Here is a 23748-nt window from a genome sequence, read left to right as displayed (position 1 = left end):
GTCGTGCCGGATAGGCTGCAGCCGCGACTTCCGGCCCGGAGCCGGGAGGAAATGCTTGGCATGGAAAGGTGGAGTGCATGAGCGAAATCACGATTCGCGCGCTTGGTACGGACGAGTGGGAGACCTACCGTTCCGTTCGCCTGAGCTCGCTGGAGGAGTCGCCCGAGGCCTTCGCCGCATCCGCAGCCCAGGAGAAGGACTACGACGAGGACTTCTGGCGTACTCGCCTGGAGCGCTCCCGTCGGTTGATCGCGCAGGACGGTGACGACATCGTCGGAGTGGTCTCCGTCGGAGACCGCAGCACCGACGAGGCGCGTGTGGGCGAACTGTTCGGACTATGGGTCACCCCGCGCCTGCGTGGCCAGGGTGTGGCCTGGAAGTTGGTCGAGGCCGGCGTCGAGAAGGCCAAACAGGAGAGCTACAAGTTCCTGCTCTATTGGGTCGGCACCGACAACGGTCGGGCCGTCGCCTTCGCGAGCAGCTTCGGATTCCGTCCCACCGATTCGCGTCGTCCGATGAAGGGTGCCACTGAAGACACCCAGGACGACGATGAGATGGCGATGGTCTACCCCCTCGGCGACGACCCGTCCTCGGTGCCGTCGTCGGTCCTCGACTGATCCTTCGTCGCCGGCGCAGGAACACCACCTACTCGTAGAAGCCGCAGGCGCCCATGGCATCGACAACGCCGTCGGTCCGAGTCGTCTGGGATGACCGACTCACCCAGTACGACTTCGGGGAAACGCACCCGATGAACCCGGTCCGGTTGGACCTCACCACCCGGCTGGCACGCGCGCTCGGCGTGCTCGACCTGCCCGGCGTCGAAGTGGTCGGTGTCGACGACGAACCCGATCTCGACGCCTTTCTCACGGGAGTGCACAGCCCCGACTTCGTCGAAGCGGTCAAGGCCGCCTCCCTGGATCCGGCGAATGCCGACGAGCGCTTCGGGCTGGGCACCGAGGACGACCCGGCTTTCGTCGGCATCCATGAGACCTCCGCCCGCATCGCCGTCGCGACCCGCGACCTGTGCAAGGCCGTCTGGCAGGGCGAGATCGACCACGGCGTCAACTACTGCGGCGGCATGCACCACGCGATGGCTGACCGCGCCGCCGGCTTCTGCATCTACAACGATGCCGCTCTCGGCATCAGGTGGCTGCTCGACAACGGCGTCGAACGCGTCGCCTACATCGACGTCGACGTGCACCACGGCGACGGCGTCGAGCAGATCTTCTGGAACGACCCGCGAGTGCTGACCATCTCCGTGCACGAAACCGGACGAATCCTGTTCCCCGGCACCGGTTTTCCCGGTGACATCGGTGGTCCGGAAGCCGAGGGCTCGGCTGCGAACCTCGAACTCCCGGCGGGCACCGGGGACGCTGCCTGGCTGCGGGCGATCCACGCGGTGGCGCCGTCGCTGGTGCGCGCGTTCAAGCCGCAGATCCTGGTGACCCAGCAGGGCTGCGACTCCCACTACTCCGACCCGCTCGCGCACATGGCGATCAGCATCGACGCTCAGCGCACCGCGTTCGAGACCATCCACGACCTGGCTCACGAGGTCTGTGACGGACGCTGGGTCGCGCTCGGCGGAGGAGGCTACGAACTGGTCGACGTCGTCCCGCGCTCGTGGACGCACCTCACCGCGATCGCCGCGCACAAGCCGATCGATCTTGAGACGCCCGTCCCGCAGGAGTGGCGCGACCACGTCACAGAGCGCGTCGGGCGCCCGGGCCCGCCGCGGATGGGCGACGGCGTGGCCGAGGGCGGGCATGTCTGGTTCCGTTCCTGGGCCACCGGCAGCGACCCCGACAACCCGGTCGACCGCGCCGTGATGGCCACCCGTGAAGCGGTCTTCCCGCACCATGGCCTGGACATCTGGTTCGATTGAGATCGCACCCCACAGGGCACCGATGCGGAGCGGCCGGGCAGTATTTCGAGCGGTTTCGGCCACTGTCGGCGTGTCGGATGGACAAAGTCCCCCAGAACTTTCCAAGGGAGCACATCTGCCCCTAAGGTGCTCCAAGGCAACATCAACCACATGAGTTCAGCGCAGACCGCCCTGGGCCATGGCTTCCATCGCCACGAGAGGGCTGGGATCCTAAATGGAGCAAGAGCGTCAGATCGGCGAGACCACATTCATGACGGTCGCCGAGGTGGCCGCGATCATGCGGGTCTCCAAGATGACGGTCTACCGCCTCGTGCACGCCGGTGAACTGCCGGCCGTCCGTGTCGGTCGGTCGTTCCGGGTACCCGAGGACGCGGTGCACCACTACCTCAAGCAGTCCTACATGGGCACCGCCTGATTTTCCGGCCTCGCCGTCGATGGCGTAAAGTAGCCCGAAGGGCTCGCGCCCACTGACTTTTCTGTTCCTCGATAACCAGTTAGGACACCGCTGACGCATGGGTTCCGTGATCAAGAAGCGCCGTAAGCGCATGGCCAAGAAGAAGCACCGCAAGTTGTTGCGCAAGACGCGTCACCAGCGCCGTAACAAGAAGTAAGGCTTCTTCGCCACAAGATGGCTCCGTCCGATTCGGACGGAGCCTCTTGCGTAGGGTCCCGAACGCATAGGATCGGGGCGTCGAAAGGGGTGAGCATGGGACGGATCGTCCTCGTCACGGGCGTTTCGCGCCGGATCGGTGGTCGCACCGCCGAACTGCTGTCCCGTGACCCCGAGATCGAGAAGGTCATCGCGGTCGACGCGGTACCGCCCTCGCACAGCCTGGGCCGTGCCCAGTTCGTGCGCGCCGACATCCGCAACCCGATGGTCGGCAAGGTGATCGCCCATGAGGGCGTCGACACAGTGCTGCACCTCGGCGTGATCCTCACCCCCAAACAGGCCGGTGGACGCACCTCCCAGAAGGAGATCAATGTCATCGGGACGATGCAGTTGTTGGCCGCCTGCCAGCGCGCGTCCTCCCTGCAGCGGCTGGTCGTGAAGTCGTCGTCCGCGGTCTACGGCTCCTCGCCGCGCGACCCCGCGATGTTCACCGAAGAACTCCAGGCCAGGCGGATGCCCGCCGGTGGATTCGGCAAGGACTCGGCGGAGGTCGAGAACTACGTGCGCGGCTTCGCGCGCCGTCGTCCCGACGTCCAGGTCGCCACCCTGCGCATGGCCAATGTCGTCGGACGCGGTTTCAGTAGCCAGCTGTCCGATTACTTCTCGATGCCGATCATGCCGGTACCGATGGGGTTCGACGGACGGATGCAACTACTGCACTTCGACGACGCGCTGCAGGCGTTGCGCGCCGCGACATTGTCCGATCTCGACGGCACGATCAACATCGCGGCCGACGGACTGCTCACTGTCCGCCAGGCTGCGCGGATCGCAGGCAAGCCGATCGTCCCGGTCGTGCCTCAGACAAGCGGTCTTGTCGAGCAGCTCACTCGCCGGGTCGGACTCAAGGGCTTCGCGGCGTCCCAGATGGACTTCCTGTGTTACGGGCGAGGAATGGACACCAGTCGAATGCGCACTGAGCTCGGGTTCGAGCCCGCACTGACCACACGTGAGGCGTTCGCCGACGTGTTCGCTTCACCATCACGACGCGCGGCCTTGGTCGGAGCTGCGCATGGCTGAGCCCAAGGGCCGCAAGCCGGCTGCCAAATCCGCTGCGAAGCAGGCGCCATCGGCCAAACCGGCGTCCAAGCGCGCCACCAAGGCGTCGACGCCGCGCAAGACCGCGGCCAAGCCACTGCGTGCTGCCGCGCGAACCGATGACTCGCTCGGCTCGAAGACGACCCGTCGGCCCACCCGGTCGTCAGTACAGGCGAAGGCGAAGTCGCCGCGTCCGGCGCTGCACGTCGTGCCCGACCCGGCGCCCGATCAGGACGAGGGGTTCGCCGCCACCGGCAATCCGTTCGAGAACAAGCTGCCCTTCGGACTGCCGGTCGACCCGGCCATCTTCGTCCAGACGCTGATCTCGGTGCTGCGCGCGGCAGGCACTGCCGCCGGGTTGTCGGGTGATGACCTCGAACGCCGGGTCGCGTCCGCGCTGGCCTTCCTGCGGCGACGGCTCAACGGTGACTACGCGATCGACGATTTCGGTTTTGACGAGGAGTTCACCCGCGAGATCTGGATCCCGTTGCTGCGGCCGCTGTACAAGCGTTGGTTCCGGGTCGAGGTGCGTGGCATCGAGAACATCCCGGCCGAGGGCAGGGGCCTGGTGGTCGCGAACCACTCCGGCACCGTTCCGGTCGACGGACTGATGACCCAGGTCGCGATCCATGACGAGCACCCGAACCACCGTTTCGTGCGGATGCTCGGAGCCGACCTGGTCTTCCAGTCGCCGTTCATCGGAGAGTTGTCCCGTAAGTCCGGCACCACGCTGGCGGCCAACCCCGACGCCGAGCGCTTGCTCGAATCGGACGAACTGGTCGCCGTCTTCCCCGAGGGGTTCAAGGGCGTCGGCAAGCCGTTCAGCGACCGCTACCGTCTGCAGCGCTTCGGTCGCGGTGGCTTCGTGTCCGCCGCCGTCCGTGCCGGCGCCCCGATCATCCCGTGTTCGATCGTCGGAGCAGAGGAGATCTTCCCGATGATCGGCAACGCCAAGAGCGTGGCCAGGCTGCTCGGTTTCCCCTACTTCCCGATCACCCCGACGTTCCCGTTGTTCGGCCTGCTCGGTGCGATCCCGTTGCCGAGCAAGTGGATCATCGAGTTCGGCACGCCGATCGAGACCGAGCACCACGGCTCTGCCGCCGCCGATGACCCGATGGTGTTGTTCGACGTCACCGACCAGGTGCGCGAGACCATCCAGCAGACGCTGTACTCCCTACTGCTGGAACGACGTTCGGTCTTCTTCTGATGGCGCGCATCACCCTGTACGGCAAGCCCGGCTGCCACCTGTGCGACGACGCCCGCACGGTGATCCAGCGGGTCTGCGCCGATCTGGGGGAGCAGTACGAGGAGTTCTCGATCGAGGGCGACGCCGACCTGATGCACACGTACGGCGAACTGATCCCGGTCACGCTCATCGACGGCAAGCAGCACGACTACTGGCGGGTCAGCGAGTCCCGACTGCGTACTGCCCTCACCGCCTGAAACTGTTCGCGAAGGCCGGGGGTGGCTATACCACAGAGGCCTTGTAGCACGTTTCGCGCGTTCATGCGACTTTGTGCCTGCGTTCACGAGGACTTACTCTCGGGGGGTCATGTGCCAGGGATGACGAGCGTTTGGTATACGCCGCCATCTCATCGGGAGGAGATTCGTTCCCTGTGACCAACACGTCCGCGTCGCGCCGGGACATCCCGGATGCGACCGTCGCTCGGCTGCCGGTGTACCTGCGGGTGCTCCGTGCCCTCAGCGGCCGTGGGATCGACGTCGTGTCCTCGGACGAACTGGCTGACGCCGCAGGCGTTCGCTCCGCCGGTCTGCGCAAGGACCTCTCCTACCTCGGCTCCTACGGCGTGCGTGGTGTCGGTTACGACGTCGAGCGCCTGTCGGAGGAGATCACCCGCGAACTGGGCCTACAGAGCGACTTCGCCGTCGCCATCGTCGGCATGGGCAACCTCGGCCGCGCGTTGGCCGACTACCGCGGATTCGCCACTCGCGGCTTCGAGGTGCGCTGGCTCATCGACAACGACCCGGCCTTGACCGGCATGCATGTGGGTGCTCTGGCGATCGTCGACTTCGACGGCTTCCGCCCTGCCGCCGACGAGTCGGTCATCGGGGTGATCGCCACGCCGCCGCACGCTGCGCAGGCCGCCGCCGATGATCTCGTGGCCCGCGGCGTCCGCTCCATCCTGAACTTCGCCTCCGAGCCGCTCGATCTGCCGGAATCGGTCGCCGTGCGCAAGGTCGACCTCGCCACCGAACTGCAGATCCTGGCCTTCCACGATCAGCGCACCCGTCCCGAACCTGCTCCCCTTGTGGAGGTTCCTTCGTGAGTCTCCTGGTCGTTGGGTTGTCGCACCGTTCGGCGCCCGTCGAGTTGCTCGAGCGCGCCGCCCTGTCCGGTGAGCGCGGCGCGCGGCTGGACGCCGTGCTGCGCGACGGCGACCACGTCGAGGAATGGATGATCGTGTCCACCTGCAACCGGGTGGAGATCTACGGCGAGGTCGGCACCTTCCACGGTGCCGTCACCCAGATCAGCGAATCGCTCTGCGCGGTAACGGGACTCAGCCTCGAAGAGCTCGGCGACAGTCTGTACGCCCACTACGAGGAGCGGGCGATCGCGCACTTGTTCTCCGTGGCCGCCGGGCTCGACTCGCTCGCGATCGGCGAGAGCCAGATCCTCGGTCAGTTGCGCAGTTCCCTGCAGGACGGCCGCGAACACGGGCACCTCGGGAGTGCGCTGGAGAACGTCGCCCAGCAGGCGCTGCGCGTCGGCAAGAAGGTGCACGCCGAGACCGAGATCGACCGGGTCAGCAAGGGCCTGATCGAGCGTGGAGTTGCGCTCGCCGAACACCGGATCGGCCCGATCCAGCGGGCCCGTGCGACGGTCATCGGTTCGGGTGCGATGAGTGCGCTCGCCACCCACACCCTCAGCCGGATGGGCGTGGAGAACATCACGATCGTCAGCCGGACGCTGGAGAACGCGCGCCGCCTGGCTGCGGCCACCGGCGCCACCGCGCGAGAGTGGGACGAGCGTGCCGACGCGATCGCCGAGTCCGACTTCGTCGTGTCCTGCACCGGAGCCGTAGGACATGTCGTCGAGATCGAGCACGTCACCGGCGGCGACCGTCCGAAGGTCTTCCTCGACCTCGCCCTGCCCCGCGACGTCGACCCCGCGGTCGCCGTCCTCGACGCAGTCACCGTGCTCTGGCTCGAGGACCTGCGCGAGGTCACCGAGTCCGAGGGTTCGCGCTCGCAGGTGCACGCCGTCGAGGAGATGGTCACCGCCGAGGTCGCCGAGTTCGTGCTCAATCGGCGCGCCGCATCCGTCGGCCCGACCGTCGCCGCGATCCGCCGGTACGCCGCCGACGTGGTCGCGACCGAACTGGAACGCCTGGACTCCCGCGTCGAACTGGACGACCGCCAACGCGCGCAGGTGCAGCTCAGCGTCCACCGCATCGTGGAGAAGTTGTTGCACACCCCGACCGTGCGGATGAAACAACTCGCGGGCTCCGAGGACGGCAGTGAGTACACCTCCCTGCTGCGCACGCTCTTCGACATCGACCCCTTCGTCTCGAAGGTGTCGTCCATCCCGCGACAGGTAGGAGGCGACTCATGAGCGCACTTCGGCTCGGCACCCGCCGGTCCCACCTGGCGATGACCCAGTCCGGCCATGTCGCCGACGCGCTGCGTGCGCTCGGTCACGAGGTCGAACTGGTCGAGATCGTCACCGAGGGCGACACCAACCGCGCCCCGCTGACCCAGATCGGTGGCACGGGAGTCTTCGCAGCCGCCCTGCGCGAAGCGCTGCTGCAGGGCGAGGTCGACCTCGCGGTGCACTCGCTCAAGGACCTCCCTGCTGCGGGGCACCCCGGCCTCACGGTCGCCGGTATCCCGCGACGAGAGGACCCGCGTGACGCCTTGGTAGCCCGCGACGGACTGACCCTCGGCGAACTTCCTCCCGGCTCGAGCATCGGCACCGGCTCGCCGCGTCGCGTCGCAGCGTTGAACGCGCTCGGCCTCGGCTTCGAGGTGCGGCCGCTGCGCGGCAATGTCGACTCCCGCTTGGCGCGGGTCAGCGACGGCGAACTGGACGCGATCATCCTGGCCTGCTCCGGGCTTCGCCGGATCGGACGGCAGGACCGCATCACCGAGGCGATCGACCCGCTGCAGATGCTGCCGGCCCCGGGGCAGGGCGCACTCGCCATCGAGGTGCGCGCGGACGACCGGCGGATGATCGACATCGTCGGCGCACTCGACGACGCCGACACCCGCGCCGCCGTGACCGCCGAACGAGCCGTTCTGCTCGGACTCAAGGCAGGGTGCTCGGCACCCGTCGGTGCGCTCGCCGAAGTCGTCGAGGACGTCGACGGCAGCCTGGAGATCTCGCTTCGGGCGTTCGTCGGAGCACCCGACGGCAGCGATGACCTGCGCCGCTCGATCACCGGCCCGTTCGACAAGGCCGAACAACTGGGCCTCGACCTGGCACAGATGCTGCTGGAGGACGGGGCGGACCGGATCATCGCCGACGCCGGTGGTGACGATGCGGTGGCGGGGAGCGTGCGAGCCGGCACCGAGGAGGAGCACCGGCAGAAAGCACAGGCGCAGCATCACGGGGCGTACGAAATCGTCGCCGACGCGTGCGAACCCCCTCCCGGGCGACCAACCAACGCCGGCTCGGCCGGCGGCCCCGAAAGTCCGAACAACAAACACCGACGCCATGGAGCGTGACAAGTGACCACCACCGCCAAGACGCCTGCAGCAGTCGCCTTCGTGGGCTCCGGCCCCGGCGACCCGGGTCTGCTGACCGTGCGAGCCGCCAGCCTGCTGCGCCGCGCCGACGTCGTCGTCCTCGACCGGGTGGCTCGCGAGGACTTCGTCGCGAAGTTCGTCCGCGAGGACACCGAGATCGTCGACGCCGGCCACGGCGAGGCCGGCCAGGCTCTCACCACCGCCTCGCGTGCCAAGCTCGTCGTGAAGACGGCCAAGGCCGCGGCCAAGCTGGGCAAGGACGCTCTTGTCGTCCGCCTCATGGACGGCGACCCCGCCACCTTCAACGGTCTCGCCGAGGAGGCGTCCGCGCTGCACAAGGCTGCGGTGCCGTTCGAGATCGTCCCCGGTGTCAGCGCTGCGTCCGCAGTGCCGACATACGCAGGTATTCCGCTGACGCACAACGGTTCTCGCGCGGTGCACCTGCTCTCGCCGGGCGACTCCAAGGTCGACTACGCCAAGTCGGCCGCAGCTGACACGACCGTCGTGCTCTTCGGCACCGTGGACACCCTGCGCACCAGCTTCGCCCGACTCCTCGAAGCCGGACGGGACGCCGAGACCGCGGTCGCGGTGACCGTCGACGGCACGACCATCCACCAGAAGACGCACACCTTCACCCTCGACACCGTCGACGCCGGCCTGAAGTTGCTCGCCGACGATGCCCAACTGGTCGCCGTCGTCGGTTCACCGGTCGACTACCGCGAGACGTTGTCGTGGTGGGAGAACAAGCCGCTGTTCGGGTGGAACGTCCTGGTGCCGCGCACCAAGGACCAGGCCGGTTCGATGACCGAGCGCCTCGGCGACTTCGGGGCGTCCAGTGACGTCGTTCCGACGATCAGCGTCGAGCCGCCGCGCACCCCGCAGCAGATGGAGCGCGCGATCAAGGGTTTGGTGACCGGTCGCTACGAGTGGATCGGCTTCACCTCCCAGAACGCGGTTCGGGCCGTGCGCGAGAAGTTCGAGGAGTTCGGTCTCGACGCCCGGGCGTTCGCCGGTCTGAAGATCGCCGCTGTCGGTGGCGTGACCGCAGAAGCGTTGCGCGAGTGGGGCCTTCAGCCCGACCTGGTCCCGTCCGGTGAGCAGTCGGCCAAGGGCCTGCTGGAGGAATGGCCGGAGTTCGACGAGTTGCTCGACCCGATCAACCGAGTCTTCCTGCCGCGCGCCGACATCGCGACCGACACCCTTGTGGCCGGTCTGCAGGAGATCGGCTGGGAGGTCGACGACGTGACCGCGTACCGCACCGTGCGCGCCGCGCCGCCGGCCCCCGAGGTGCGTGAGGCGATCAAGACCGGCAAATTCGATGCGGTCTGCTTCACCTCGTCCTCGACCGTGCGCAACCTGGTCGGCATCGCGGGCAAGCCGCACGCCACGACCATCGTCGCGTGCATCGGTCCGGCCACCGCCAAGACCGCCGAGGAGCACGGTCTGCGCGTCGACGTCATGTCGCCGGAGCCGTCCGCCGAAGCACTGGTGGACGCGCTGGCCGACTTCGGTCGAAGCCTCGCCCTGTCGGCCGCCGAGGCCGGTGAGGCGGTCCGTCGCCCGAGCGAGCGGCGCACCACCTCGCGCCGCAAGGCCAAGGCCTGATCCGAAACCTTCACCGAGTGGCCGGGCTATGAACCAGTGGCCGAGCTATGGCCCGGCCACCCGTTCATAGCCCGGCCACTCGGCGTTTGTCCGACAGAGCAAGGAGAAGCCGTGAACCCGATCGTCCGTCCGCGCCGTCTGCGGCAGAGTCCGGCTGTGCGCCGGTGGGTGTCGCAGACGCGTCTGCACCCGGCTGACCTGGTGCTCCCGCTCTTCGTGAAGGAGGGCATCAGCGAGCCGGCGCCGATCTCGTCGATGCCGGGAGTCGTGCAGCACACGCTCGACTCGCTGGTGGAGGCCGCACGCGAGGCGATCGACGCCGGCGTCGGTGGCCTGATGGTGTTCGGCGTTCCGGCCGAGCGTGACGAGATCGGTTCGGGCGCAACGGATCCGGACGGCATTCTCAATGTCGCGCTGCGTCGCTTGCGGGACGAATTCGGTGCGTCGACGGTGCTCATGGCCGACCTGTGCCTGGACGAGTTCACCTCGCACGGACACTGCGGTGTGCTCACCGAGACCGGTGCCGTCGACAACGACGCGACGCTGGAGATCTACGGACGGATGGCGGTTGCGCAGGCACGAGCCGGCGCTCACGTCGTCGGCCCGAGCGGCATGATGGACGGCCAGGTCGAGGTCGTGCGGGCCGCACTCGACGACGCGGGCTTCACCGACGTGATTGTGCTGGCGTACGCCGCCAAGTACGCGTCCGCCGCCTACGGACCCTTCCGCGAGGCCGTCGACTCCGCGCTGCAGGGTGACCGTGCGACCTACCAGCAGGACCCGGGCAATCTCACCGAGTCGTTGCGCGAAGTACGCCTCGACATCGAACAGGGCGCCGATATCGTGATGGTGAAGCCGGCGACTCTCTACCTCGACGTCATCGCCGCGGTGAAGCAGACGTCCGACGTGCCGGTCGCCGCGTACCACGTCAGTGGCGAGATGGCGATGATCGAGGCCGCTGCCGCGAACGGGTGGATCGACCGCGACCGGATGGTGACCGAGCAGTTGACCGCGATCAAGCGTGCGGGTGCGCAGATCATCCTGACCTACTACGCCGCCGAGGTCGCGCGCCGTCTGGGCTGACCCGCGTACCCTCGACCTGGAAGAGTCCGCTCGAACCTTCGATTGGGAGGCCACCCGATGAGACTGCTCTCCATCGCCGCCGGTGCCACCGCGGCAGCAAGCATGCTCACAGTTGCCGGCTCCGCCGTGGCTGCTGCTGAAGCGGCGCCGAAGCTGACCCGCGTCGTCCCTGTGCCCGTCACCGCTGATCGCGTCGCGCTCGGTGTGGAGGTGAAGCACGCCGCCGATGACACGGCGGTGAAGGCGTACGACCGCGGACGGTTGGTCGGCACCGGCGAAGTCGCGAAGGGGAAGGCCGTTGTGCCGATCCAGCACACGCTTCGAGCAGAATCCGCGCCCCGCTCGATCGCCGTCGTGGTCGGCGACCACCGCAGGACCGTCACGATCGACCTCGACACCGACGACCTGAAGCGCAGCCCGTGGTTCGTGGTCAACAAGCGACACGGCGCCGCCAGGTACGTGCCCAAGAAGCTGAAGGAGTTCGAGGGTGGGCGTCTCGAGGTTCGTGCTCTCGATGCCTATCGGCCGATGGCGAAGGCCGCCGACAAGGACGGATCCGGTTTCTGGGTGGCGAGCAGCTACCGCTCCGCGGAGCGACAGAAGCAGCTGTACGAGGGTTACGTCCGGCGCGACGGCGCCGAGAAGGCGGATACCTACTCGGCCCGTCCTGGCCACAGCGAGCACCAGACCGGCCTGGTGATCGACATCGCGAACGGCGTCTGCAATCTCGAACGCTGTTTCGCCGAGACCGCGGCCGGACGCTGGGCCTCCAAGTACGCGGCCGAGCACGGTTTCATCGTCCGGTACACCCGTGGCAGCGACGAGGTCACCGGCTACCGGTACGAACCGTGGCACCTGCGCTACGTCGGACGCTGGTTGGCGACCTACCTGCAGGACTCCGACACCGCCACCCTCGAGGAAGCGTTCGACCTCGACGATGCAGCCGACTACCCCCGACCCGTGGCCTGACCTGCACCGATGGCCAGTTGATCGTTGTACGACCGAGACCCTTGAGGGCCGGCCTGCGCGTAAGTTATCTGCATGAGTGGCTCTGGGGTCGAGTGGCTTGATGACGAACAACAGCTCGCGTGGCGGCACTACATCCGCGGTTCACGCGCGCTGGAGACTGTGCTCGACAACGAGGTACAGACCGAGGCAGGCATGTCGCTGTCGGAGTTCGAATTGCTTTCGATGCTGTCGGAGGCACCTGACCGGGTGCTGCGGATGAGCACCCTCGCCGAACTCATCGTCCAATCACGCAGCCGGGTCACGCACACCGCCAACCGTCTGGCACGCCGGGGCTGGGTCGAACGGCGTGCTGCCGCCGACGACGGCCGCGGCGTCGAGCTGGTCCTCACCGAAGCCGGGATGGAGGCCGTCGTGGTCGCCGCCCAGGTGCACGTGATGAGTGTTCGCCGGCATCTGGTCGACGTGCTGGAGCGCCTGGAGTTGGTGGAGCTCGGTGCCGCGATGATGAAGGTTCGCGCGTCACTGTGAATCGACTGTGAACCCGGGCTGACGTCGTGGGCGCGGATTTCGGTTGACCGCTCCCATCTGGGACACTGGCCTCATGTCCACCGCCTCGACGTCGGCTTCCGCTGCCCTGCTCGACCGAGCCCGCCGGGTCACGCCCGGCGGTGTGAACTCCCCGGTCCGCGCGTTCCGCGGCGTCGGTGGCACGCCCCGTTTCATCGCCTCGGCGAAGGGTCCGTGGATGACCGATGTCGACGGCAACGAGTACGTCGATCTCATCTGCTCCTGGGGCCCGATGATCCTCGGCCACGCCCAGCCCGACGTAGAGCGTGCGGTGAGCGAGGCTGCGTCGAAGGGGTTCTCCTTCGGCACGCCGAGCGAGAACGAGGTCGCGCTCGCCGAGGAGATCGTCCGCCGGGTCGAGCCCGTCGAGCAGGTGCGCCTGGTCAGCAGCGGCACCGAGGCGACGATGAGCGCGCTGCGGCTGGCGCGCGGATTCACCGGCCGGACGAAGGTCGTGAAGTTCGCCGGTTGCTACCACGGACACGTCGACGCTCTGCTCGCCCAGGCCGGTTCCGGTGTCGCGACGTTCGCGCTGCCCGACTCCGCGGGTGTCCCCGAATCGAATGCGCACGACACGATCGTGTTGCCCTACAACGACATTCCTGCGCTCCAGGCTGCGTTCGTCGAGCACGGTGACGAGATCGCCTGCGTCATCACCGAGGCGAGCCCGGGAAACATGGGCGTCGTCCCGCCGGCCGAGGGCTTCACCGCCGCGCTGCGTCGCGTCACCCGCGACCACGGGGCGCTGCTGATCAGCGACGAGGTCATGACCGGTTTCCGTTGCTCGCAGGCGGGCTGGTTCGGCCTGGAAGGTCCGCAGGGCGACGGCGTGCCCGACCTGTTCACGTTCGGCAAGGTGATGGGCGGTGGCTTCCCGGCCGCCGCGTTCGGTGGTCGCGCCGACATCATGAGCCGCCTGGCTCCCGACGGCCCCGTCTACCAGGCCGGCACCTTGTCGGGTAACCCTGTTGCCACGGCGGCCGGACTGGCTACTTTGCAGGGCTGCACCCCCGACGTCTACGGACGTCTGGAGGTGGCCGCCCGAGCGATCGCCGGAGCCGCGAGCGAGGAACTCGACAAGGCCGGAGTGCCGCACGTCGTGCAGTGGGCCGGGTCGATGTTCAGCGTCTTCTTCCGCGACCGCCCGGTGCGCAACTATGACGACGCCAAGGCCCAGGACACCGAGGCGTTCGGACGGTTCTTCCACGGGATGCTCGACCAGGGCGTCCACCTGCCGCCGAGCGCGTACGAGGCCTGGTTCGTCAGCGCGTCCCACGACGACGCCGCAGTGTCCAAGGTGATCGAGGCGTTGCCGGGCGCGGTCCGCGCCGTCACGGAAGGAAGCCGCTGATGGCTGCTCGTACCGTCGTCCACCTGGTCCGTCACGGCGAGGTCGAGAACCCCGAGGCGCTGCTGTACGGGCGGATGCCTGACTTCCATCTCTCGCAGCTCGGTCGCGAGATGGCCGTACGGGTGGGGGAGTACCTCCAGTCGCACGACGTGACCCACCTGGTGAGCTCTCCACTGGAGCGCGCCCAGGAGACGATGGAGCCGCTGGCCGAGACGCTGCGCCAGGAGGTCACCCTCGACGATCGCGTCGTCGAGGCGGCCAACGACTTCGAGGGCATGACCGTCGGTTCGAACCCCAAACAGCTGCTCAACCCGCGCCTGTGGCCCAAACTGGTCAACCCCATCCAGCCGTCCTGGGGCGAGCCCTACGAGCAGATCGCGACCCGGATGCGCGCTGCGATCCACGACGCCCGGGTGGCCGCCTCCGGTCACGAAGCTGTGATCGTCAGCCACCAGTTGCCGGTCTGGACGGCGGGGTTGTCCTTCGAGGGACGCCGCCTGTGGCACGACCCGCGTAAGCGCGAGTGTGCGCTCGCGTCCGTCACCAGCCTCACGTTCGCCGGTGACGAACTGTTGAGCATCCAGTACTCCGAGCCGGCCGGTGGGTTGCTGGCGCGCGCGTCCAAGGTGCCCGGAGCATGACCCGAGTGTTTCGTCGTCTGACCGCAGGTGCTGTTGCCTTTCTGTTGGCCGGGTCGTTGGCTGCCTGCTCGGACGACCCCAATTCGATCGGCGCGCAGGCCAACAAGGGCGATTCCAAGGGGTACGTCGCCGGTGACGGCACCATCGAACAGATCGGTTCGGGTGAGCGGGGCAAGCCGGTGAGCCTGTCCGGCAAGCTGCTCGACGGCACGCAGTGGAGCAGTGACCAAGCGACCGGCAAGGTCGTCGTCCTCAACGTGTGGGGAGCCTGGTGCCCGCCGTGCCAGGAAGAACTTCCGCACCTGCAGAAGGCGTGGACCGGTTGGCAGGACTCCGGCAAGCCGGTGGTGATGCTCGGTATCAACCAGCGTGACTCCGTGCAGCGGGCGCAGGCCATGCTCGACAAGTTCGCGATCAGCTACCCCTCGCTCGCCGAGGACGGCGGCCGGGCGCTGTTGTCGCTGCAGGGCAAGGTGCGCGCCTACCCGACCACGCTCGTCCTGGACAAGCAGCACCGCATCGCCGCGCGGGTCTCCGGCGCGGTCACCGAGAGCACGCTCAACGGTCTGGTCGACGACGTCCTGAAGTCGTCATAGTGCTCGCTGACGTCGGCTCGACGGTCGTCTCCGGCAGTCTGCCGGCGGCGATCGCGTTGGCCCTGCTCGCGGGCGTCGTCTCATTCGCCTCGCCGTGCGTGTTACCGCTCGTGCCCGGCTTCCTCGCCTACGTCACCGGCCTCACCGACGAACAACGAAGGACCCGCCTGGTCACCGGCGCGTTGTTGTTCGTGCTCGGTTTCGGCGCCGTACTCGTGTCGGTTGCGGTGGCGCTCGGATTCGCCCTGGAGGCAACGCAATTGCACCGTGCCGCGATCACCCGGGTCGCCGGCGTCGTGGTCATCCTGCTGGCGCTCGTCTACCTCGGTTTCTTCGGGCAACGCGGCTTGCCGGTGCACTGGCGGCCGACCGCGGGGCTGGCCGGAGCACCCCTGCTCGGCGTCGCGTTCGGGCTAGGGATGACCCCGTGCATCGGCCCGGTCTACGGGGCGATCCTGACCGTCAACGCGCCGCTGGCAGGCGACGGCGGCATCGTCGGACGCGGCGTCGTGCTCGCGATCTGTTACGCGATCGGGCTCGGGATCCCGTTCGTACTCATGGCCGCCGGGTGGGCGCGGGCCGAGCGTGCCTCGCGCTGGTTGCGTGATCACCACCGTCCGATCCAGTGGGTCGGTGGCGGGCTGATGCTGTTGGTCGGAGTCCTGATGGTCCTCGGAGTTTGGGAGCAGTTCATTGTCTGGATGCAGACGAACCTTGTCGGCGTCGACGGATTCCGGACGGTGATCTGATGGGTACGAGCACGCGGACCGCACAACCCAAACTCGGTCTCGTCGGCACCCTGCGCTGGTTGTGGCGCCAGCTGACCTCGATGCGCACGGCGCTGTTCCTGCTGTTGATGCTGTCGGTGGCGGCGGTGCCGGGCTCGATCTTCCCGCAGCGCTCGATCAACGCCCAGCGGGTGACCGAGTACCTCGACCAGCACAAGACCACCGGGCCCTGGCTCGACCGGTTCGGCTTCTTCGACGTCTTCTCCAGCCCCTGGTTCGCGGCCATCTACATCCTGCTGGTGATCTCGCTGCTCGGCTGTGTCATCCCGCGGATGCGCATCCACTACAACTCGCTGCGCTCACCCATTCCGCAGGTGCCCGCGCGTCTGGGACGCCTGCAGGCGAGCGCCGACGAAAGGGTTGCGGGTGACCCTGCGAAGATCATCGCCACCGCGCGAGAAGTGTTGGGGCGCAAGCACTATCGCCTGAGGGAAGACTCCGGCGACGACGCCCGCACCCAGGACACCCACGAACTCGCGGCAGAGGGCGGCCGGATGCGCGAGACCGGCAACCTGCTGTTCCACCTGTCGCTGGTGATCGTCATCGTGGCGGTCGCGATGGGTTCGCTGCTCGGTTGGCGCGGCGATGTCATCGTGCCGGAGAAGAGCGAGTTCTCCTCGACCATGACCCGTTACGACACGATCGACCCGGGCCCGTGGGTCGACCTGGAGAAGCTGACCCCGTGGTCGCTGACTATGGACAAACTCGATGTCGCGTTCGAGGAGAACGTGCCGCAGGACTCCCCGCAGTTCGGGCAGCCGCGCAGCTTCATCGCGTCCGTCACCACCCAGGACGGCGAAGGCGGGTCGCCGCAGAAGTCGCAGATCTCGGTCAACCATCCGCTCAGCATCGGCGGTTCGGACGTCTTCCTGCTCGGCAACGGGTACGCACCGAAGGTCGTCGTGCGAGACGCCCGAGGCAACGTCCTGTACGAGGACGCCACGCCGTTCCTGCCGCAGGACAACAACTACCGCTCGGTGGGCGCCATCAAGGTGACCGGTTCCGCGCCCAAGCAGCTGGGTTTCTTCGGGCTCTTCCTCCCGTCGGTCGACTTCGACGACAAGCAGGGCCCGTACTCCACCTTCCCCGACCTGCGAAAGCCCGCGCTCGTCCTTGGTCTCTACGAGGGCAATCTCTTCCCGGGCGGACGCCCGCAGTCGGTCTTCTCGCTCGACACCCGCGAGATGACCCAGGTGAAGGCGCAGAACGGTGAGCCGCTGCGGATGATGATCCGCCCCGGTGAGACCATCCAGCTGCCCGGCGGCCGCGGTTCGATCACCCTGGAATCGGTGCCGCGCTGGGCCGGACTGTCGGTGCGCTCCGACCCCGGCAAGCTGCTGGCGCTGATCGGCGCCACCTTGGGCCTCATCGGCCTGGTCATGTCGATGGTGCTTCGCCGCCGCCGCATCTTCGTGCGGGTCACACCGGACGGGGAGGGCACCAACCGTGTCCAGGTCGGTGCCCTGGCCAAGGGTGACGACCCACGCCTGCAGCGCGCGGTCGACGAGCTGATGCAGACGCTTCGAGGTGGCTCCACGGACGCCACGTACCCTGAACAGGTGAAGAAAGCAGGTGCACGATGATCACGTCCTTCGTAGCGAGCGAGGTGAACGAGTCCCTCGCTGAGATCGGCGTCGACCTGCTGTGGTCGTCCGCGCTGGTGCTGACCCTCGCGATGCTCTCTTTCACCCTCGACCTCGCCGGGCACCCCGGACGCGTCGCCCGGGCGCAGGCCCGTCGCACGGCGCGCACCCACGAGCAGATCGAGGAGGCCGGCGACACCGCCGTCCTGACCGAGGTCGACACGTCTGGCGCGCCCGAGAAGCGCCAGTGGGGCGGCATCGGCATCTCGCTGGCCTGGCTCGGCACGTTGCTGCTCATCGGGTCCGTCGCCGCACGTGCGTTCTCGGTGCACCGTCCGCCGCTGGGCAACATGTACGAGTTCGCGATCGTCGGCTCGGCATTCGTGATGCTCTGCTACCTGCTGTGGGCGCTGCGCCACGACGTCCGTTGGCTCGGTGCGTTCGTCACCGGCACCGTCGTGCTGTTCGAGATGCTCGCCGCGATGGTGTTCTTCACCGAGGCCAGCCAGTTGATGCCGTCGCTGCGCAGCTACTGGCTCTCGATCCACGTCTCCGTGGCGACTCTGTCCGTCGCGCTGTTCACCGTCGCGTTCGTGCTGCACGCGCTGTGGTTCATGCAGTCCTGGCGTGAACGTCAGCCGGGCAAACTGGCCTTCATGGACGCCGTCCCCGGCAAGGACACGCTCGACCGCCTGGCGTACGGCGTCCTGATCATCGCCTTCCCGCTGTGGACGTTCACCCTCATCGCAGGTGCGATCTGGGCGCAGGAGGCCTGGGGCCGCTACTGGGCCTGGGACCCCAAGGAGGTCTGGACGCTGGTCATCTGGGTGCTCTACGCCGCCTACCTGCACGCCCGCATGACCGCCGGTTGGAGCGGCCGCAAGTCGATCTACGTCGCGCTCGCCGGGTTCGCCTGCGTGCTGATCAACTACGGCATCGTCAACGTGTTCTTCGTCGGTCAGCACTCGTACTCGGGTATGTGATGGCGCGCTACACCGTCCTGCGCCTGCTGATCTTCTTCGGCGTCCTCTGCGCGCTCTGGCTCGCCCAGTTGCGCGGCTGGCCGCTGCTTCTGCTGTCGGCGGTGGTCTCCGCGATCATCTCGGTGTTCGTGTTGGCCGGCCCGCGCGAGCAGGTCGCCCAGAAACTCGAGGAGAAGGTCACCGAGCGCCGCGAGCGCACCGACGACCACCGTACGGCCGAGGACGAAGAGGACGAGGAATCGCAGGAGTACACCGACCGCTGAGTGTCTCGGACGCGAATGTGGCGCGAAGGTGGCGCGAATGTCATGGAGGGTGAGGCGTCAGGGCCTCACCCTCCATGACATTCGGAGTGCGTCAGCCGAGGCGAAATGCGAGGTAGAGACCGAGACCGAGCGCGAGGCCGTAGCTGAGGCTGGTCAGTCCGGCACCGGCGAGCGCGGGGACGAGGTCGCGTCCCTTCTTGCCCGACAGCACCGTTCGGACCGGCAGGATCGCCGGCAGCAGACCCACGAACCCGAGCGCCGCGTACGGGTGGCCGATCGCGATGAGCGCCACGACGACGGCGGCGACGGCGTACATCGCCACGAACAGCGTCCGGGTGGCCTTGTCACCGATGCGGACGGCGAGCGTGCGCTTGCCCGAGACGGTGTCGCCGGGGATGTCGCGCAGATTGTTGACCAGCAGGATCGCGACGGCGAGCGCACCTACTCCGACCGCTCCGGCGATGGAGGCGAGGTTGAGTTCCTTGGCCTGCGTGTAGGTCGTGCCGAGCGTCGCGACGAGCCCGAAGAAGATGAAGACGAACAGTTCGCCCAGACCCATGTAGCCGTAGGGCTTGTCTCCGCCGGTGTACTTCCACGCCGCCCAGATCGACGCGACACCGCCGAGCAACAGCCACCAGGTGCTCGACAGGGTGATCAGCGCGAACCCGCAGAACGCCGCCCAGAAGAAGGCGATGAACGCGGCCAGCTTCACGTTGGACGGGGTGGCGAGCCGTTGCCCGACCAGGCGGACGGGGCCGACGCGGTCCTCATCGGTGCCGCGGATGCCGTCGGAGTAGTCGTTGGCGTAGTTGACCCCGATCTGCAGCAAGGCCGCGACGAGCAGCGCGAGCAGCGCGTACCCGAGGTTCGCGCCGCGTGGCAGCAGGTAGGACGCACCGGTGCCGACGGCGACGGGCGCGACGGCGGCGGGCAGGGTGCGCGGGCGGGCGCCGGCGATCCACTGGTTCAGGGTTGCCATGGGCGGTGCGTGCTCCAGGAGGGCAGGCCGAATCAGGGTTCGGCGACGGCAGGGGTCATCCAATCTTGCCACTGATCGGAGGTCCGCAGCGCCAGGCGGTCGGGCTTGCCGGGGCCGCGCAGGGGAAGTTCGTCGAGCACGAGCAGGCGTCGGGGGAGGGCGTACGGGGGCAGGTTCGCGGCGAGGGTTTCACGGATACCGGCGAGCGTGATCGGCGAACGGGCGACCACGGCCGCGCTGACGACCTGCCCCCATTCGGGGTGATCGGTGCCGAGCACGACGCTTTCCCGGACCTGTGGAAGGTGGGACAACGCGTCCTCGACGAGGCGCGGTGCGACCTTCATACCGCCGGTGTTGATGAGGTCGTCGGCGCGTCCGAGCACCTGCAGGCGGCCGTCGACGAACCGGCCGAGGTCCCCGGTGCGGAAGCCACCCTCGGCGTCGAAGACCTCGGTCGTGAGTTCGGGTTCACCCAAGTAGCCGAGGGCAACGGTGTTGCCGCGCAGGGTGATTCGGTCGTCGTTCAGTTCGACAGTGGTGCCCTCGAGCGGGACTCCGTCGTACACACACCCGCCGGCGGTCTCACTCATCCCGTACGTCGTGTGCACGCGGACGCCGGCATCAGCGGCTCGGTGCAGCAGCGCCGGTGCGCTCGCCGCGCCGCCGAGCAGGATCGCGTCGTAGGAGCGCAGTGCCGTCAGGGCGTCGCTGTCCAGCAGCCGGACCAGTTGGGTCGGCACGAGCGAGGTGTATCGGCGGTCGCCGGTCAGTTCGGCTGTGGCGCGGACGAATTCGTCGGTACCGAACCTTCCGAGACCGACAGGTTCGGTGCCGGCCACGATTGAGCGGATCAGCACCTGGGTACCGGCGATGTGTTGCGGCGGCATCGGCAGCAGCCATTGGCCAGGGCCGCCCAGCCGTTCGTGTGTCGCGGTCGCACTGGCGCGCAGGTTGTCGGCGGTGAGCATCGCTCGCTTGGGTCGTCCGGTGGAGCCGCTGGTCGAGACCACAAGGGCGACCCCGGCCGGTACGTCGGTCTCCTCGGGTGCACCGGCGTCCGTCAGTGGCGCGATCGCGTCCCCGCCGTTCAACGCCTCGTGCAGCGCTCGCCGGTAGTTGCGCAAGTCGCGTGGATCGACGACGAACGGGAGGAGGCGGGTCACGGTCCGACCCTACGACCCGCGTCCCGCCGCTCATCCCTAGCCTGTGCCCATGGTTGACAAGCGAGTGGCAGTGGTGACCGGGGCGAGCAGCGGCATCGGACGGGCGACGGCCCGACGGCTCGCGGCGGACGGGTTCGAGGTGATCTGCGCGGCGCGCCGGACCGAGCGCATCGAGGAACTCGCGGCGCAGATCGGCGGCCGAGCCGTCACCTGTGACGTGACCGAGCCCGAGGACATCGAGCGATTGGCCGACGAGGTCGGCGACCGGCTCGACGTCCTCGTCGCCAACGCCGGCGGAGCGATCGGTACCGAGCATGTCGCCGACGCCAAGCTCGAGGAGTGGCGGGCGATGTACGACACCAACGTGATCGGCGTGGCTGCGTCCATCCAGGCCCTGTTGCCGGCTCTGAAGAACGCGCACGGCGCGATCATCATCATCGGCTCGGTGGCCGGGCTGGTCGCGTACGAGGGCGGCGCCGGCTACTGCGGTGTGAAGGCCGCCGTTCGCTCGCTGATGATGGCGCTGCGCCTGGAGCTGGTCGACCAGCCGGTGCGGGTTTGCGAGATCGATCCGGGCATGGTCAAGTCGGACGAGTTCTCGCTTGTCCGTTTCCACGGCGACGCGGCGAAGGCCGAAGCGGTCTACGACGGGGTCGAGGCACCGCTGTCGCAGGACGACATCGCCGACACCGTCGCATGGGTCGCATCCCTGCCCGAGCACGTGAACATCGACCAACTCGTCGTCCGCCCGCGGGCGCAGGCGGCTGCGCACAAGGTCCACCGCACCGGCTGATCCTGCCGACCGGCACAATGGCTGCGTGGACAACGACCAGTTGCTGGGCCTGTTGCAGGAAGTCGCCGCCGAGATCGTCACCCCTCGATTCAGATCCCTCGCCGCGCACGAGGTGATGGAGAAGAACCCGGGCGACCTGGTGACCGTCGCCGACCGCGAGTCGGAACTGGCGATCGCCGCCCGCCTCACGGACGCCTACCCGGACGCGTTGATCGTCGGCGAGGAAGCCGTCGCGGCCGACCCGTCGATCCTCAAGCGCACCCCGGACGCAGATCACTGGTTCACGGTCGACCCGATCGACGGCACGAAGAACTTCGTCAACGGTTCTCCCGATCACGCGTTGATGGTCGCCGAGATGCATGGACGCGAGGTGGTGCGCGGGATCATCTGGCAGCCGGAATACCAGACGGCGTACGTCGCCGAGCGCGGGGCGGGAGCCTTCCGCAACGGCACTCGACTGGAATCGGTGGAACGCAACCAGGAGACGCTTTCCGGACACACGTCCCGACGCTCGCTGCTGAACGAGCAGATCGGTGACCTGCCGCCGCTGAAGCTGTCGTGGGTCTGCTGCGGAGTCGACTACCCGCATCTGGCGGCCGGTGACGCCGACTTCCTGCTGTACGGCGGCTCGATGCCCTGGGACCACGCGCCCGGCTCGCTGCTGCTGGCCGAGACCGGAGGAACCGTCGGGTATGCGGACGGTTCGCCCTACGACCCGACCTCTTTGCAGACCCCGCTCCTCGCGGCCGGCGATCGCACCACCTTCGACCGGGTGCGCTCCGAACTCACCAGGCACTCGGCCGCGACCGCCTGACCGAAAGTCCGCAGAACGCGCGGGTCAACGCGCCCTTCTTACGGACTTTCGGGTTGCTCGTCGTAGGGTTCGCCGGTCCAGGGGTCGACGGCGTCCCGACGTTCGGTGCGGAAGAAGACGAACGACTTTCCGCCCACCTGGTAGACGCGGGCGTCGGTGCAGGTCGAGTGCGGCATGCCGGCGGCAATCTCGTGGACGTCGGCGACCTTCGCCTTGCGCGAGCGGGCCATCAGCGGGGCAGATGAGCGTAGGCGTCCTGGACGCGTCGCTTCCACCACTGGATGCGGTCGGGAGACGCCGCCCACCGGTCGAGCAGTTCCGGCTCCGGAGTGACTGTCCGGACGGACAGCGAACCATCGTGTGGCACAACCGAATCGGTGACCACGTCTGCGTCGAACAGTTCGATCGTTCCCAGGCCGCACGCGAACGGCAGGTCCGGAAGCGCGGCTGCGAATGCGACTCCCGCCGACATGCCGACACTGCTCTCGAGCGCCGACGACACGACGACGGGCAGGTCGATCTGTTCGGCGATCCGGAGGGCGTTCCGGACGCCGCCCAGCGGGGCGACCTTCACGACCGCGACGTCGGCAGCGTCCAGTTCCTTGACCCGGAACGGATCCTCGGCCTTGCGAATCGACTCGTCCGCTGCGACCAGGACGTCGATCCCGTTGCGGGCCAACGCCACTCGCAGAGCGGCGAGGTCCTCGACCCGGGTGCAGGGCTGCTCCACGTACTCCAGGCCGTACGGGGCGAGCTGGGCGATCGCGTCCAGGGCGTCGTCCACCGTCCAGCCGCCGTTGGCGTCGACCCGGATGCGGGCGTCCGGACCCATCGCCACGCGGGTCGCAGCGACGCGGGCCAGGTCGTCGGTCAGTGACTGACCGCGTTCGGCGACCTTGACCTTCGCGGTGCGGCATCCGTCGTACCGCGCCAGCACGTACTCCACCTCGTGGTCGGCGACGGCGGGAACGGTCGCGTTGACTGGTACCGAATCGCGTACCGCCTCAGGGAATCCGTGCCAGCCCGTTTCGATCGCCGCAGCCAGCCACCTGGATGATTCCTCGGGCGCGTACTCCAAGAACGGACCGAACTCGCCCCACCCGGAAGGCCCGTCGAACAGCGCGACCTCACGGTGGTCGACCCCGCGGAACCGTGTGTTGAGCGGGAGTGACACGACGTGCAGTGCCGCGATGAGGTCGTCGGGGCCCGGAAGGTTCACCTCATCATCATGACAACATCGCGGCATGCGTGAACAGGGAGGCAGCCGCACAGTCAT

Annotated in this window: 27 protein-coding genes; 23 read left to right on the top strand and 4 right to left on the bottom strand. The window is 68.0% G+C overall.

Annotated elements, in window-relative coordinates:
• Window positions 1-77 precede the first annotated feature (77 nt).
• From MF407_RS12375 to MF407_RS12275, 21 genes are all read left to right on the top strand, one after another.
• Window positions 78-617, top strand: coding sequence for a GNAT family N-acetyltransferase (locus MF407_RS12375; protein WP_239702464.1), 540 nt, complete (start codon window positions 78-80; stop codon window positions 615-617).
• Between the two features lie 53 nt (window positions 618-670).
• Complete coding sequence (locus MF407_RS12370) at window positions 671-1882, top strand: acetoin utilization protein AcuC (protein WP_239702463.1); 1212 nt, start codon at window positions 671-673, stop codon at window positions 1880-1882.
• Between the two features lie 214 nt (window positions 1883-2096).
• Window positions 2097-2297 (top strand): helix-turn-helix domain-containing protein, encoded by a 201-nt coding sequence (locus MF407_RS12365; RefSeq protein ID WP_141927542.1) that lies wholly within the window; start codon window positions 2097-2099, stop codon window positions 2295-2297.
• A gap of 97 nt (window positions 2298-2394) precedes the next feature.
• On the top strand, window positions 2395-2493 hold the full coding sequence (locus tag MF407_RS12360; protein WP_003792170.1) for an AURKAIP1/COX24 domain-containing protein: 99 nt from the start codon (window positions 2395-2397) through the stop codon (window positions 2491-2493).
• A gap of 95 nt (window positions 2494-2588) precedes the next feature.
• Window positions 2589-3569 carry an NAD-dependent epimerase/dehydratase family protein gene (locus MF407_RS12355; RefSeq protein ID WP_239702462.1) on the top strand — a complete coding sequence of 327 codons (981 nt, stop codon included), beginning with the start codon at window positions 2589-2591 and terminating at the stop codon, window positions 3567-3569.
• On the top strand, window positions 3562-4794 hold the full coding sequence (locus MF407_RS12350) for a lysophospholipid acyltransferase family protein (protein ID WP_129625203.1): 1233 nt from the start codon (window positions 3562-3564) through the stop codon (window positions 4792-4794). Before MF407_RS12355 ends, MF407_RS12350 begins: the two co-directional genes overlap by 8 nt.
• On the top strand, window positions 4794-5030 hold the full coding sequence (locus MF407_RS12345; protein WP_129625204.1) for a glutaredoxin family protein: 237 nt from the start codon (window positions 4794-4796) through the stop codon (window positions 5028-5030). Before MF407_RS12350 ends, MF407_RS12345 begins: the two co-directional genes overlap by 1 nt.
• Before the next feature lie 173 nt (window positions 5031-5203).
• Complete coding sequence (locus tag MF407_RS12340; RefSeq protein WP_129625205.1) at window positions 5204-5875, top strand: redox-sensing transcriptional repressor Rex; 672 nt, start codon at window positions 5204-5206, stop codon at window positions 5873-5875.
• Window positions 5872-7161, top strand: a complete 1290-nt coding sequence (locus MF407_RS12335; RefSeq protein ID WP_239702461.1) for a glutamyl-tRNA reductase — start codon at window positions 5872-5874, stop codon at window positions 7159-7161. The genes MF407_RS12340 and MF407_RS12335 overlap by 4 nt, the downstream gene beginning before the upstream one ends.
• Entirely contained in the window at window positions 7158-8273 is a 1116-nt protein-coding gene (hemC, locus tag MF407_RS12330; protein WP_129625207.1) for a hydroxymethylbilane synthase, read from the top strand. Before MF407_RS12335 ends, hemC begins: the two co-directional genes overlap by 4 nt.
• Before the next feature lie 3 nt (window positions 8274-8276).
• Window positions 8277-9899 carry a bifunctional uroporphyrinogen-III C-methyltransferase/uroporphyrinogen-III synthase gene (locus MF407_RS12325; protein ID WP_239702460.1) on the top strand — a complete coding sequence of 541 codons (1623 nt, stop codon included), beginning with the start codon at window positions 8277-8279 and terminating at the stop codon, window positions 9897-9899.
• Between the two features lie 111 nt (window positions 9900-10010).
• Window positions 10011-10982, top strand: a complete 972-nt coding sequence (gene hemB, locus MF407_RS12320; RefSeq protein WP_141927550.1) for a porphobilinogen synthase — start codon at window positions 10011-10013, stop codon at window positions 10980-10982.
• Between the two features lie 57 nt (window positions 10983-11039).
• Window positions 11040-11951 (top strand): M15 family metallopeptidase, encoded by a 912-nt coding sequence (locus MF407_RS12315; protein WP_239702459.1) that lies wholly within the window; start codon window positions 11040-11042, stop codon window positions 11949-11951.
• 72 nt (window positions 11952-12023) lie between these two features.
• The gene (locus MF407_RS12310) at window positions 12024-12479 is read left to right on the top strand and encodes a MarR family transcriptional regulator (RefSeq protein ID WP_239702458.1); all 456 of its coding nucleotides are present in this window, start codon (window positions 12024-12026) and stop codon (window positions 12477-12479) included.
• 73 nt (window positions 12480-12552) lie between these two features.
• A complete protein-coding gene (gene hemL, locus MF407_RS12305; RefSeq protein WP_239702457.1) occupies window positions 12553-13869 on the top strand; it encodes a glutamate-1-semialdehyde 2,1-aminomutase in 1317 nt (438 codons plus the stop codon).
• Window positions 13869-14510 (top strand): histidine phosphatase family protein, encoded by a 642-nt coding sequence (locus tag MF407_RS12300; protein ID WP_239702456.1) that lies wholly within the window; start codon window positions 13869-13871, stop codon window positions 14508-14510. The genes hemL and MF407_RS12300 overlap by 1 nt, the downstream gene beginning before the upstream one ends.
• Window positions 14507-15106 carry a TlpA disulfide reductase family protein gene (locus tag MF407_RS12295; RefSeq protein WP_239702455.1) on the top strand — a complete coding sequence of 200 codons (600 nt, stop codon included), beginning with the start codon at window positions 14507-14509 and terminating at the stop codon, window positions 15104-15106. Before MF407_RS12300 ends, MF407_RS12295 begins: the two co-directional genes overlap by 4 nt.
• Window positions 15106-15855, top strand: a complete 750-nt coding sequence (locus MF407_RS12290) for a cytochrome c biogenesis protein CcdA (protein WP_239702454.1) — start codon at window positions 15106-15108, stop codon at window positions 15853-15855. Before MF407_RS12295 ends, MF407_RS12290 begins: the two co-directional genes overlap by 1 nt.
• A complete protein-coding gene (locus MF407_RS12285) occupies window positions 15855-17477 on the top strand; it encodes a cytochrome c biogenesis protein ResB (RefSeq protein WP_239702453.1) in 1623 nt (540 codons plus the stop codon). The genes MF407_RS12290 and MF407_RS12285 overlap by 1 nt, the downstream gene beginning before the upstream one ends.
• The gene (gene ccsB / locus MF407_RS12280) at window positions 17474-18460 is read left to right on the top strand and encodes a c-type cytochrome biogenesis protein CcsB (protein WP_239702452.1); all 987 of its coding nucleotides are present in this window, start codon (window positions 17474-17476) and stop codon (window positions 18458-18460) included. Before MF407_RS12285 ends, ccsB begins: the two co-directional genes overlap by 4 nt.
• Entirely contained in the window at window positions 18460-18723 is a 264-nt protein-coding gene (locus MF407_RS12275) for a DUF4229 domain-containing protein (protein WP_129625217.1), read from the top strand. The genes ccsB and MF407_RS12275 overlap by 1 nt, the downstream gene beginning before the upstream one ends.
• A 91-nt stretch (window positions 18724-18814) precedes the next feature.
• On the opposite strand, the gene MF407_RS12270 is transcribed toward MF407_RS12275, so the two are convergent.
• Both MF407_RS12270 and menE read right to left on the bottom strand, forming a co-directional pair.
• Complete coding sequence (locus MF407_RS12270; protein WP_239702451.1) at window positions 18815-19702, bottom strand: 1,4-dihydroxy-2-naphthoate polyprenyltransferase; 888 nt, start codon at window positions 19700-19702, stop codon at window positions 18815-18817.
• Between the two features lie 32 nt (window positions 19703-19734).
• Window positions 19735-20865, bottom strand: coding sequence for an o-succinylbenzoate--CoA ligase (gene menE / locus MF407_RS12265; protein ID WP_239702450.1), 1131 nt, complete (start codon window positions 20863-20865; stop codon window positions 19735-19737).
• 49 nt (window positions 20866-20914) lie between these two features.
• Here menE and MF407_RS12260 point away from each other — a divergent pair, with 49 nt between their 5' ends.
• Both MF407_RS12260 and MF407_RS12255 read left to right on the top strand, forming a co-directional pair.
• Entirely contained in the window at window positions 20915-21658 is a 744-nt protein-coding gene (locus MF407_RS12260; protein ID WP_239702449.1) for an SDR family NAD(P)-dependent oxidoreductase, read from the top strand.
• Between the two features lie 25 nt (window positions 21659-21683).
• Window positions 21684-22472 (top strand): inositol monophosphatase family protein, encoded by a 789-nt coding sequence (locus tag MF407_RS12255; RefSeq protein WP_239702448.1) that lies wholly within the window; start codon window positions 21684-21686, stop codon window positions 22470-22472.
• A 38-nt stretch (window positions 22473-22510) separates the two neighbouring features.
• On the opposite strand, the gene MF407_RS12250 is transcribed toward MF407_RS12255, so the two are convergent.
• On the bottom strand, window positions 22511-22702 hold the full coding sequence (locus MF407_RS12250) for a hypothetical protein (protein ID WP_239702447.1): 192 nt from the start codon (window positions 22700-22702) through the stop codon (window positions 22511-22513).
• The gene (locus tag MF407_RS12245; protein ID WP_239702446.1) at window positions 22702-23691 is read right to left on the bottom strand and encodes an o-succinylbenzoate synthase; all 990 of its coding nucleotides are present in this window, start codon (window positions 23689-23691) and stop codon (window positions 22702-22704) included. The genes MF407_RS12250 and MF407_RS12245 overlap by 1 nt, the downstream gene beginning before the upstream one ends.
• Between the last annotated feature and the right edge of the window lie 57 nt (window positions 23692-23748).

The organism is Yimella sp. NH-Cas1, from assembly GCF_022359705.1.
GTDB lineage: Bacteria > Actinomycetota > Actinomycetes > Actinomycetales > Dermatophilaceae > Yimella > Yimella lutea.
The sequence above is the reverse complement of the archived record's forward strand: the minus strand, read 5'-3'. Positions and strand labels throughout refer to the sequence as shown.

Excerpts from the sequence above, each read along its gene's own strand:
- MF407_RS12260 (WP_239702449.1), top strand. The coding sequence starts at position 20,915 with ATGGTTGACAAGCGAGTGGCAGTGGTGACCGGGGCGAGCAGCGGCATC.
- MF407_RS12350 (WP_129625203.1), top strand. The coding sequence starts at position 3,562 with ATGGCTGAGCCCAAGGGCCGCAAGCCGGCTGCCAAATCCGCTGCGAAG.
- ccsB (WP_239702452.1), top strand. The coding sequence starts at position 17,474 with ATGATCACGTCCTTCGTAGCGAGCGAGGTGAACGAGTCCCTCGCTGAG.
- MF407_RS12285 (WP_239702453.1), top strand. The coding sequence starts at position 15,855 with ATGGGTACGAGCACGCGGACCGCACAACCCAAACTCGGTCTCGTCGGC.
- MF407_RS12310 (WP_239702458.1), top strand. The coding sequence starts at position 12,024 with ATGAGTGGCTCTGGGGTCGAGTGGCTTGATGACGAACAACAGCTCGCG.
- MF407_RS12315 (WP_239702459.1), top strand. The coding sequence starts at position 11,040 with ATGAGACTGCTCTCCATCGCCGCCGGTGCCACCGCGGCAGCAAGCATG.
- MF407_RS12375 (WP_239702464.1), top strand. The coding sequence starts at position 78 with ATGAGCGAAATCACGATTCGCGCGCTTGGTACGGACGAGTGGGAGACC.
- MF407_RS12295 (WP_239702455.1), top strand. The coding sequence starts at position 14,507 with ATGACCCGAGTGTTTCGTCGTCTGACCGCAGGTGCTGTTGCCTTTCTG.
- MF407_RS12355 (WP_239702462.1), top strand. The coding sequence starts at position 2,589 with ATGGGACGGATCGTCCTCGTCACGGGCGTTTCGCGCCGGATCGGTGGT.
- MF407_RS12365 (WP_141927542.1), top strand. The coding sequence starts at position 2,097 with ATGGAGCAAGAGCGTCAGATCGGCGAGACCACATTCATGACGGTCGCC.
- hemL (WP_239702457.1), top strand. The coding sequence starts at position 12,553 with ATGTCCACCGCCTCGACGTCGGCTTCCGCTGCCCTGCTCGACCGAGCC.
- MF407_RS12300 (WP_239702456.1), top strand. The coding sequence starts at position 13,869 with ATGGCTGCTCGTACCGTCGTCCACCTGGTCCGTCACGGCGAGGTCGAG.
- hemC (WP_129625207.1), top strand. The coding sequence starts at position 7,158 with ATGAGCGCACTTCGGCTCGGCACCCGCCGGTCCCACCTGGCGATGACC.
- MF407_RS12360 (WP_003792170.1), top strand. The coding sequence starts at position 2,395 with ATGGGTTCCGTGATCAAGAAGCGCCGTAAGCGCATGGCCAAGAAGAAG.
- MF407_RS12270 (WP_239702451.1), bottom strand. The coding sequence starts at position 19,702 with ATGGCAACCCTGAACCAGTGGATCGCCGGCGCCCGCCCGCGCACCCTG.
- MF407_RS12370 (WP_239702463.1), top strand. The coding sequence starts at position 671 with ATGGCATCGACAACGCCGTCGGTCCGAGTCGTCTGGGATGACCGACTC.
- MF407_RS12345 (WP_129625204.1), top strand. The coding sequence starts at position 4,794 with ATGGCGCGCATCACCCTGTACGGCAAGCCCGGCTGCCACCTGTGCGAC.
- MF407_RS12250 (WP_239702447.1), bottom strand. The coding sequence starts at position 22,702 with ATGGCCCGCTCGCGCAAGGCGAAGGTCGCCGACGTCCACGAGATTGCC.
- MF407_RS12275 (WP_129625217.1), top strand. The coding sequence starts at position 18,460 with ATGGCGCGCTACACCGTCCTGCGCCTGCTGATCTTCTTCGGCGTCCTC.